We start from the raw sequence: 10,347 nt of genomic DNA on the forward strand, positions 1-10,347 counted from the left end.
CGTCTCAGGGTTCCAGCCCTGCAGGTCTCAGGGGGTGCCGTACACCTGGAGGACGACCGCCGTCCTGGCGGGTACGGCCTTTGGAGTGATGCCGGGGGCCGGTCGGGTGCCTACCGTTGAAGATATGAGCACCCAGAACAGCACCTCCCGTTCGGGTCCGGCCGGCGCGACCGCCGTCCAGGGCCGCCACCGCAACCCGCTGAGCGCCGTCGTCCGCAACGTCGGCATCGCCCTGGACACCGCCGCGCGAGTGATCTTCCTCGGGCGCGACGGTGTCCGCTACTGAACGTTCCTACGGTTACAGCACGTCGTCCGCGTCGATGATGCGGTACGCGTACCCCTGCTCCGCCAGGAAGCGCTGCCGGTGGGCGGCGAAGTCCTGGTCCACGGTGTCCCGGGCGACCACCGAGTAGAAGTGCGCCGCATGCCCGTCCGCCTTGGGGCGCAGGACGCGGCCGAGGCGCTGGGCCTCCTCCTGGCGGGAGCCGAAGGTCCCGGAGACCTGGATGGCCACGGTGGCCTCGGGCAGGTCGATCGAGAAGTTCGCGACCTTGGACACCACCAGGACGCTGATCTCCTTGTTGCGGAACGCGTCGAAGAGCTTCTCGCGCTGGGCGTTGCTGGTCTCGCCCTTGATCACGGGGGCGTCCAGCACCTCCCCGAGCTCGTCCAGCTGGTCGATGTACTGGCCGATGATCAGCGTCTGGTCCTTCTCGTGCTTCTTGACCAGCGCCTCCACCACCCGCCGCTTGGTCGCCGTGGTGGCGCAGAAGCGGTAGCGCTCCTCGGGCTCGGCGGTGGCGTAGGTGAGCCGCTCGGAGTCGGTCAGGGTGACCCGCACCTCGCAGCAGTCGGCGGGCGCGATGTAGCCCTGTGCCTCGATCTCCTTCCACGGGGCGTCGAAGCGCTTCGGGCCGATCAGGCTGAACACGTCGCCCTCGCGGCCGTCCTCGCGCACCAGCGTGGCGGTCAGGCCGAGCCGGCGGCGGGCCTGCAGGTCGGCGGTGAACTTGAACACCGGCGCGGGCAGCAGGTGTACCTCGTCGTAGACCACCAGGCCCCAGTTGCGGGCGTCGAACAGCTCCAGGTGCGCGTAGACGCCCTTCCGCTTGGTCGTCATCACCTGGTAGGTGGCGATGGTGACCGGGCGGATCTCCTTCTTCGTCCCGCTGTACTCGCCGATCTCGTCCTCGGTGAGCGAGGTGCGCTTGACCAGCTCGTGCTTCCACTGGCGGGCCGAGACGGTGTTGGTGACCAGGATCAGCGTCGTCGACTTGGCGTGCGCCATCGCGGCCGCGCCGACCAGGGTCTTGCCGGCGCCGCAGGGCAGCACCACCACGCCCGAGCCGCCGTGCCAGAAGCCCTCGACGGCCTGCGCCTGGTACGGGCGCAGCTGCCAGCCGTCCTCGTCCAGGTCGATCGGGTGGGCCTCGCCGTCCACGTACCCGGCGAAGTCCTCGGCGGGCCAGCCGAGTTTGAGCAGCACCTGCTTGATCTGACCGCGCTCGGAGGGGTGCACCACCACGGTGTCCGGGTCGACCCGGGCGCCGACCAGCGGCACGATCTTCTTGGAGCGCAGCACCTCCTCCAGCACCGGCCGGTCGGTGGTGGTGAGCACCAGCCCGTGCGTCGGGTGCTTGACCAACTGGAGCCGGCCGTAGCGCCCCATGGTGTCGGCCACGTCCACGAGCAGCGCGTGCGGCACCGGGTAGCGCGAGTACGTCACCAGGGCGTCCACCACCTGCTCGGCGTCGTGCCCGGCCGCGCGCGCGTTCCACAGCCCGAGCGGGGTCACCCGGTACGTGTGCACGTGCTCGGGGGCCCGCTCCAACTCGGCGAACGGCGCGATGGCGCGGCGGCAGTCGGCGGCCTTGGGGTGGTCGATCTCCAGGAGAAGAGTTTTGTCGCTCTGGACGATGAGCGGTCCGTCGTTCACGCGGGGGAGCCCTCCACTGGCTGACAGGCTGGATTGACGCAGACCCTCCAGTGTCGCTCATTCCGCGCGGAACGTGTGGGGCTACTTCCACGCGTGGAACTTGCCGGTGGCCTTGCCGCCGGCGTCGGTGTCGCACCCGAAGACGCCCACGACGGTGTTGAGGCGTTCGAGCCGGGGTGAGGCGGTGGAGGAGAAGAGCGCGCCGCGGAAGCTGGTGCCGCCGTCGGCACCGCGCGGCAGGTAGCGGGCTGCTCGGTCCTTTCGGCATCGCGAGTCGCGAGGTAGTTTGATTGAGAAGAAAATGAGGCAAAAAGATTAATGGGGTGGAAGTTGAAATGTCCATTGAAGTATCCAGGGTCAAGCGAGTAAAGCGGGCCGGCGGGCTCGCCGCAGCCGCCGCAGTGGCGATCGGTACGCTCCTCGGCGGCGCCGGAACGGCCCTGGCGAGGCCCGCTCTTTCCCCGGTAAGTGCCGTAACCGCAGTACCGTCACAAGGCGGTGACGAGGGTGGCTACGGCTATACCGCGGGATACACTGTCGGCGCACGTTACTGCGCTTCGGGAGAAAAGTTTCCGGATAAGCCGCCTGCCAGCGAATCGGGGATTCCGTCCGATCTTGCCGATGCGCAAAATAAGGCGCCGCTCAATTCTCCGGAACGGAAGCTTGCGGATGAAAGGGCGAAGGAGTACGCGAAGAACTTCGGCAAGGGATGGGGCGCCGCTGCGGCGGAGTGTCTGAAGTCGGCGGAGCCTTCGCAGGGCACCACGTCGGCGCCGCCCTCGCATCCCAGGACACCCTCTGAGCCGTTCACACCGTCGACGGGCTCTTCTGGGCCTTCTGTGCCGTCGACCGGGTCTTCTGGGCCTTCTGAGCCGTTCACACCGTCGACGGGCTCTTCTGGGCCGTCTGCGCCGTCGACTGGGTCTTCTGGGCCTTCTGAGCCGTTCACACCGTCGACGGGCTCTTCTGGGCCGTCTGCGCCGTCGACCGGGTCTTCTGGGCCGTCCGCGCCGTCGAACGGGCCTTCTGGACCGTCGACCACGATGGCGCCGAGCGAGCCCGGGAACTCCTGCAACTGCTAGTGGCCAGGCCCGAACCTGCCTGCGCTGCCGTTCAGGCGCTCCGGCTCCGGGTGACCACAGTCCGTACTCGCTCGTTGAGCTGGTCATGAAGAGCTCTAAGCGCGTTCTCACCGCCCTGGCCCTGATGGGCACGGCCTTCGCCGCCACCGCCTCCTCGGCCGGCTCCGCCCACGCCCTCGCGGGCATCGGGGAGGGGCCGGGCGGGCCGCTCGCCGCGCCCGCGTTCCTGCTGGCGGACGTGGTCGGCGGCGGCTCGCTGCCGGTCGGGCAGGGGCAGATCGGCAGCCTGGCGGACCAAGCGGTCAAGGAGAAGATGAAGGAGGCGCAGAAGCACTGACGCCCGGTCACCCGCTGTTATTCGTCCAGCTCCGCGACGCCGGTGATGCGGTGGAGGGCGAAGGTGCGCAGTTCGTCGGCGTGGTGGTCGAAGGCGGTGACGAAGCCGCCTTCGACCTTGACCGGGTCGATGATGCGCTGGCTGGCGATGCCCTCGGCGTTGAGGTAGCCGATCCACATCCGCTCGCCGAGCAGGACGGCCGTCTGCAGGGCGGCCAGGGTCTCGGCGGCGGCGGTGCGGGGGAGGTGGCGCGGGTCGGGGGTGGGCTCGCGGCGGGAGGCGGTGGCCGCGCGGTCGCCGGCCCGGATGGCCTTGATGGCGGCGGCGAGCAGGGTGTCGTCCGGACTGGGCGGGCCGTCGGGGACGGGCGAGGGCGGCGTCCGGGGTGGGGTGCGGTGGCTGTCCGGGCGGGTGATCAGCACGTCGCCCTCGGCGGACTCGGCGGCCGGGGCGTAACCCATCGCGCGCAGGGCCGCGAGCAGTACGTCCGGGGCGGCCTGGGAGGCGAGGACGGTGGGGGCGAGCAGCCGTAGCCGCAGGTCGGCGGCGCGGCGGTCGGCGAGCACCTCGCCGAGCAGCGACGGGTCGTCGCAGCGCAGGTAGGAGGAGGCGGCACCGACCCGCAGGATGCCGTGGCGGCGGGCGACGTCGTCGATCAGGTAGCTGAGCGGCTGCGGGACGGGCGTACGGCTGTGCTGCGTCAGGAAGGTCTGCAGGTCGGCGGCGGTGCGTCCGGCGTCCAGGGCGCGGCGGACGGAGCCCGGGGTGAACCGGTAGACGGTGGCGCCGCCCTTGGACTCGATGTCGGCGCAGAGCGCGAGCGCCTGGGCGAGCGGGGTGAGCAGCGGGCCGGGGGCGATCGCGGTGAGGTCGGGCTGCAGGATCACGTGGTCCAGCGGCTGCGGCAGCAGCGGGGCCAGCACCTCGGCCGGGTCGGACTCGGCGGTGAGCAGCGCGCGGGCGGGGGCGGCGAGGGCGCCGCGGCCGGTGATGCCGAGGAGTTCGGCCTCGGCGAGGGTCCAGGTGGTGAGGTCGTCGCGCAGCTCGCGGCCGTCGGGGCCGGTCGGGCCGCCGCGCAGCGGGCGCTGCCAGCGCAGGGTGGGCAGCAGCTCCTCGGCGGTGGCCGGGGTGCCGGGCGGCAGTTCGGCGAGCAGGGCGAGGGTGGCGCGGCGGACGGACGGGGCGAGGGTGCGGTCCAGTTCGGGGCCGAGGGCGGCGCGCGGCTTGCCCTTGCCGTCCGGGGTGCCGGTGAGGGCGGGGACCCGGGTGGCGGTGAGCCAGGCGGTGGCCAGCACGGACCAGCGCTCGGCGGTGTCCAGCTGCAGCCAGCTGTCGTACGCGGGGGTGGGCGCCCAGCACTCGTCGGCCTCGCCGTCGGGGGCCAGCAGGCCCGCCGTGTAGGCGAGTTCGAGCCAGAAGGCGGCCAGCTGCTCGGTGGTCTCCAGGGTCTGGGCGGTGCGCTTGAGGTCCCGTACGCCGAGGCCGCCGGCCCGCAGGGTGGGCGGCGGGGTGAGGCCCCAGGCGTCCAGCAACTCCTCGACGGTCTTCACGGCGGTGTGCGCCTGGCCGGCCGCGGCGCCGTCCACGGCCTGTGGATCGCGCGGGGCGGCGGCGGGCGCCGGCTCGGGCTGCACCGGTTCGACGGTGCGGTGGGTGCGGCCGCCGCGCAGGTGCAGCGCCAGCTCGCGCGGCAGCACGACGCTGCCCGGGCTGGTGGGCAACAGCAGGCCGCGGGCGATCAGCCACTCGACCGGGCTCTGCGCGTCCTCGGCGGTGACCGGGCGGGTGGCGTCCGGGACGGTGCCGGTGGGCGGGCCCCAGACCAGCCGCTCCAGCAGCCGCAGCGCGGGCTCGGGGGCGGTGTCGAGCAGTGCGGCGCAGCGGGCGCGGTCGGTGAGCAGGGCGGTCAGGGCGGCGACGGCGGTGACCGGGTCCGGGGTGGCGGGCTGCCCGGCCGAGGCGAGCAGCTGCTGCAGCCGGGCCGGGGACATGCCGACGGTGGCCTCGGCGAGGGTCGGGCCGAGACCGGTGCGGCCGGGGTTGGCGGCGGTGGGGGCGAGCGCCTCGCGCACGGCGAGGACCAGTCGCAGGCCGTTGTCCGGGCCCCAGAGCAGTGCCCGGTCGCGCAGGGTGGCGATCGCGCGGGGGAGCGCGGTGGCGACGGCGGACCGGTCGGCCGGGGTGAGCGGGGTCGCGCCGGGGTGCGGCTTGACCTTGCTCGGGCCGGTCAGCAGGGTCCGCACGGTGGCCAGGCCGGTGCCGTCCGGGGCGGTGGCCAGAGCCTCGGCGACCTGCAGGGTGAAGCGGTCGAGCCGCTCCAGGGCGCGCAGCGCGGAGGCGCGCGAGGACAGCCGGGCGGACAGCTGGGTGAGGTCGCCGGGGACGGGGTTCAGCAGGTCGGGACGGGAACGGAGCAGGGCGGCGAGCGCGTCGTCGGGCCGTGCCCGCAGCTCCTCGGCGAGGGTGCGGGGGCCGGCGGGCGTCCTGCCCTGGCGTTGAGGGCCCTGCTGTGTGGTCATTCGACCTAGGTTAGTCGGGTGGGCGGACGACGGGGTCCCCTCGTGCGGCCGGGCGCCCCTGCGGTGGAGCGATGCGTGCGGGTGATCGCGGCGGACTCGCGCGGGCGGGGCACGGTGGGTAGCGTCACGGCCGAGGGCGGTTCGGTGGGCGGCCGCGCTCTCAATGGGCGAGCCGGGCGAGGCGGGGTGTCGGTGATGACGGACGGCGAGTGGTGGCGCAAGAGCGGGCCTTGGAGTGAGCGGGCGGAGGCGTCGGGATCATCCGGTTCGTCTGGTTCATCCGGTGACGGCGCCGCGGCCCCGGGTGTTCCCGGCGTTCCGTCCGAGGACAGTGTGTACGGCCCGTCGGCCGCTCCCGCCGCGACCGGCGGCATCCCGAACGTGTCGCTGGACTTGCCGGGCGTCGCCGGGCCCGAGACCGGTTCGGAGGTGATCCCGCCGCCGACGGTGCAGAGTTCGAGCCCGTGGACGATGACGATGCTCGACTTCTCGGACACGCCGCAGCCCGCGCCGAAGCCGGTCCCCGAGCAGCGGGCGGCGGAGGAGGCGGCCGCGCAGGCGGCTGCGGCCGCGGCCGCCGAACAGGCCGCGACGAAGCCGAGGAAGCAGAGGAAGGCGAAGGCCGCCCCCGCCGCCGGCAAGGCCCCGGGCAAGGCCCCGGGCAAGGCCTCTGGCAAGGGCGCCCGCAAGCCGTCCCCGCTGATCCTGCTCTCCTGCGGACTGCTGGTCGGCGGCGCGGTGTCCGGCTTCTTCCCGGCCATGTTGGCGGGCTGGGGGCTCGGCTACCTGACCCGTCAGATCTCCGACACGATGCGCAAGTTCGTGATCCTCGGCATCCCGCTGGTCACGATGAGCGCGTCCACCCTGTTCGCGATGAATCACGCCAAGCAGAGCGGCGGGGCCGTCCAACCCGGCTCCCCGCTGGGCCAGTTCAGCTGGTCGATGGCCCCGGGCGTGCTGCGGACCTCAGCGGTGCTGACGGCGGTGGTCCTGCTGCTGCTCAGCCTGCGCCGCCGCCCGCCGCAGCAGGGCTGAGCGCGGGACCGGCCCCGCACCAGGCGGGTGCGGGGCCGGTCGTACGGCTGTGGAGCGCGGTCAGGCCCGGCGGCGACGCCACCAGACCATGGCCGCGCCGCCCGCCAGGAGCACGGCGGCGGTGCCGGCCAGGGGCAGGGCGTTGGCTCCGGTGTGGGCGAGGCTTCCGCCGCCACCGGTGCTGCTGCTGCCGCTACCGCTACCGCTGCCGGTGCCGCCGGCCGGGGCCGGGGAGGGGCTGGGGCTGGCGGTGCCGCCACCCGCCGGGGTGCTCGGCGCGGTGGTGGGCGTACCGGTGGGCGTACCGGTGGGCGTGGTGCTCGGGGTGTCCGTCGGGCCGCCGGTGGGCGTGCTGGTGGGAGTGCCGGTCGGCGTCGACGTCGGAGTGTCCGTCGGTGTCGGGGTCGGGGTCGGCGTCGGGCCGTTGTCGACCGGCGCGCCACCGCCGAGGAGCAGCAGGTCCGCCGTGTCGGCCTTGTCGGTCATCGCCTTCACCGAGGTCTGCGCGGAGCGCGGCAGGTCCTTGTGCTTGGCGGTGAACTCGGTCGCGCCGATGTCCTGCTTGGGCGACTGGGAGAAGTCCACGCCGCCCTCGAAGCAGACCTGTCCGTTGTTCCCGCAGGGGAAGCTGTAGTCGCCCTGGGTGAAGGACTTCACATAGTCCTCCCAGGTCTGGCGCGGCGTCCAGCTCTGGTTCTGGCCCCGGAGCGGCCACTGCGCGACGTCGTTGCTGTCGATGATCGACCGGTAGTCGGTGGCCTCCTGCTGGTCCTGCTGCCGCACGTACTCGGCGGCGACCCGGGCGCTGTAGACGCGGCGCAGGTCCGCGTACAGCGGGGCGGTGTTGACCTTGTGCTCGACGTCCGGGACGACGATCTCGCGGAACAGGCCTTCAACGGTCTTGCGCTGGGCGTCGGTGACCTGGCAATCCCCGTTCGGGCCCGGGGTGTTGATGGTCGTGGTCTCGGAGTTGACCTTCAACGGGGCGTCGATGACGTAGACGCCGTTCTCGTCGGCGCGGATCTTCGCGGGATCGGGCACGATCCAGTTGCGGATGGCGGGCCGGCAGGGCACACCGGCGGCGTGCATGGCGTCCTCGAACTTCTTGCCGATGCCCTGGCGCGGGTCCACGTCCCGGGCGAAGTCGTGCTTCATCTCCAGGTCGGCCTGGAGCAGGACTCGCCCGGCGTCGGTCTTCCCGAAGGCCGGGTCCATGATCTTGTCGGGCTGGTCGGGGTTGAGGTTCACCCAGAACTTGTCCGGTGTCAGCGCGAGCCAGGTGAAGAAGGAGTCCGAGATGAGCTGCGCCTTCTCCTGACCGCCCCAGCCGAGGTTCTCCTCGTCCTCGTCGGCCTTCTTGGCGGCGAACGCGTAGTTCAGCGCCTGGCCCTTGACCGGCTTGCCGACGTAGGAGAGCTGCAGGGTGGAGAAGTCCACGCCGCCCGGGCCGCGCACCCGCAGTCCGGTCGGGTCGTCGGCGCGGATGCGGGCCATCCGCTCGGCCATGTCCTTCGGGGTGGGCATGGAGCCGTCGACGATCCGGGCGGCGCCACCGGAGGGCTGCTTGGCTCCGGTGTTCATGTACGGGTCGGGCTTGGAGGTGTTCGGGTCGAACTTGGAGACGGGCACCCCGGTCGAGCGGTGCTCGTAGCTGCGCACCCGAGGGTCCGCCGGGTCCGAACCCACTTCCTTGTTGACCTTGGCGATGTACTTCGTGGTCGCGCTCTTCTTCTCCTCGCCGAAGACGTACGTGACGCGTGCGTCCTTGCGCTGGGGGTCCTGCAGGAAGGCCTTGTTCGGGGCGTCCTGGTCGGTGTCACGGCCGCCGCCGGCCTTGAACTCCAGGAAGTCGTTGGTCCTGTAGTTGACCGCGTCCCACTTGCGGACCATCGGCTTGCCGTCCTTGCCGAGGACGGGGTTGCCGTCCTTGTCGAGGATCGGGACCTCCTCCTGGCAGAGCCACTCGGGGCCGATCAGCCCGAGGTCCTTGACCACCTTCTCCTCGTAGAAGGCGCCGCGCCGGTTGTTGTTGTTCGGCAGGATGTAGGCGTCGGAGAGCCACTTCTCGAAGGTGCCGTACTTGTTGCCCCCGGTGCGATTCACGTAGTTCTTGAAGCGCGCGTAGACGCGCTCCTTGGTGTTCTCGGGGTATTTGGTGTAATCCTCGTCGAACTGGTCGAGGAAGGCCTTCTGTTGGGCGGGATCCGACGGGAGCGTGAGTCCGTCGAAGGCCTGGCGCGGGGCGTCGAAGTCGTACGAGTCCCAGGCGGACTCGTCCCGGACGCTGTCGGGCGACTTGTTCCACGGGAAGGACGTCCCTTGCTGGCCGCCCCTGGCGCTCGGGTAGATGTCGTCGCAGCGCTTGCCCTTCGCCGCGTAGGCGGTGCCCTGTAGACCGGGCAGGCCGGTGACCGCCAGGAGGGCGGTGCAGGCGAGTGCTAGGCCGCCGCGCGCCCAGATGCGCGCGCGGCGGGATATCAGGTCTGTCACGTGGCTACTCCCCCAAGGAGCCCGCTGATAACGACAGTTGCGTGGACGGCGCCGAGACGGGCCCCCAATTGACGTGTGCGCCGCCAGAGTTCGCACAGTAGACGGCGGGTGGCGGTCGCGTCTCCTCGATTCGGCGCCCTGCTGAACGTCAACCCACCTTGCACACAGGACTGTTACGCCTTGTGGCGGCGCTCGGCCCGTAGGCTGGTCGCATGGATGAGATCGACAGTCCGGAGTGGGCCGACAACCCCAGGCTGGCCGGATGGCTCGCCGCGCAGCGCCGGGCGTTTCCCGCGTGGGCGGACGAGAACGACGGCGACTGGGACTTCACTCCCGCCTCGCTCGACCGGCTCGAAGCGCTGATTCGCAGTCGGTTCGCGGACTGGGAGGCGGTCCACGGGGCCGCCGGGACGCCGCTTCTGACGGTCGCCGCCTGGTACCTGGGCGAGACGCTCATCAGGCGCTGCGGGGTGATGTGGCGCTGCAGCCCCGTCCCGCCTCCCCCGGACGCCCCGGCTGGCGGCGACCCGCTGGTGACGTATGCCCGGGACAGCCTGACGGAGTACGAGCTGGACGTGCTCGATGATCTGGACGAGCGGTTGGAGTACTCCATGCCGCTCCTTGATCCGGCTGGTGCCATCCGGTCGCTGTTCGCGGCCCCGGACAGCCGGCTGGCGAACGCCGTCGACCGGTTCGACCGGTTCCAGGAGTGGCGCCGCAGCCTGCCGGACGACATCTACTGATCCCGTCCGGCCGTACCCCGTCGGCTAGCCCCATCCTCCGCACGTGACACGTTCGGGTGAATGGATGGCATGACTGCCTTCTCGGGGATGGAAGTTCGCTTGGGTGGGGGTGTGTCGATATCTCGTTCGCGTCGTTCCCGGGTCCAGCGTCCTCGTATGACGGTGGAGTTGGCCCCGGTGGTGGAGAGGCGTCTGGGCGCTCTGC

8 protein-coding genes are annotated in these 10,347 nt (G+C 71.8%); 4 read left to right on the forward strand and 4 right to left on the reverse strand.

Going from position 1 to position 10,347, the window contains the following annotated elements:
* The first annotated feature begins 124 nt into the window (after window positions 1–124).
* A complete protein-coding gene (locus ACFQ87_RS26110; RefSeq protein WP_380613236.1) occupies window positions 125–286 on the forward strand; it encodes a hypothetical protein in 162 nt (53 codons plus the stop codon).
* 12 nt (window positions 287–298) lie between these two features.
* Here ACFQ87_RS26110 and ACFQ87_RS26115 read toward each other — a convergent pair whose 3' ends face one another.
* Complete coding sequence (locus ACFQ87_RS26115; protein WP_380613237.1) at window positions 299–1,936, reverse strand: DNA repair helicase XPB; 1,638 nt, start codon at window positions 1,934–1,936, stop codon at window positions 299–301.
* Window positions 1,937–2,483: 547 nt separating this feature from the next.
* Window positions 2,484–3,011, reverse strand: coding sequence for a hypothetical protein (locus ACFQ87_RS26120; protein ID WP_380613238.1), 528 nt, complete (start codon window positions 3,009–3,011; stop codon window positions 2,484–2,486).
* Window positions 3,012–3,103: 92 nt separating this feature from the next.
* Between ACFQ87_RS26120 and ACFQ87_RS26125 the strand changes: the two genes are divergently transcribed.
* Window positions 3,104–3,355, forward strand: coding sequence for a hypothetical protein (locus ACFQ87_RS26125; RefSeq protein WP_380613239.1), 252 nt, complete (start codon window positions 3,104–3,106; stop codon window positions 3,353–3,355).
* Window positions 3,356–3,372: 17 nt separating this feature from the next.
* Here the strand turns inward: ACFQ87_RS26125 and ACFQ87_RS26130 are convergent, their stop codons facing one another.
* Window positions 3,373–5,874, reverse strand: a complete 2,502-nt coding sequence (locus tag ACFQ87_RS26130) for a helicase-associated domain-containing protein (protein WP_380613240.1) — start codon at window positions 5,872–5,874, stop codon at window positions 3,373–3,375.
* A 333-nt stretch (window positions 5,875–6,207) separates the two neighbouring features.
* Between ACFQ87_RS26130 and ACFQ87_RS26135 the strand changes: the two genes are divergently transcribed.
* Window positions 6,208–6,909, forward strand: a complete 702-nt coding sequence (locus ACFQ87_RS26135) for a hypothetical protein (RefSeq protein WP_380613241.1) — start codon at window positions 6,208–6,210, stop codon at window positions 6,907–6,909.
* Between the two features lie 60 nt (window positions 6,910–6,969).
* Here the strand turns inward: ACFQ87_RS26135 and ACFQ87_RS26140 are convergent, their stop codons facing one another.
* Window positions 6,970–9,399, reverse strand: coding sequence for a hypothetical protein (locus tag ACFQ87_RS26140; protein ID WP_380613242.1), 2,430 nt, complete (start codon window positions 9,397–9,399; stop codon window positions 6,970–6,972).
* A gap of 212 nt (window positions 9,400–9,611) precedes the next feature.
* Here ACFQ87_RS26140 and ACFQ87_RS26145 point away from each other — a divergent pair, with 212 nt between their 5' ends.
* On the forward strand, window positions 9,612–10,142 hold the full coding sequence (locus ACFQ87_RS26145) for a hypothetical protein (RefSeq protein ID WP_380613243.1): 531 nt from the start codon (window positions 9,612–9,614) through the stop codon (window positions 10,140–10,142).
* Window positions 10,143–10,347: the final 205 nt, after the last annotated feature.

The organism is Kitasatospora sp. NPDC056531, assembly GCF_042794375.1.
Classification (GTDB): domain Bacteria; phylum Actinomycetota; class Actinomycetes; order Streptomycetales; family Streptomycetaceae; genus Kitasatospora.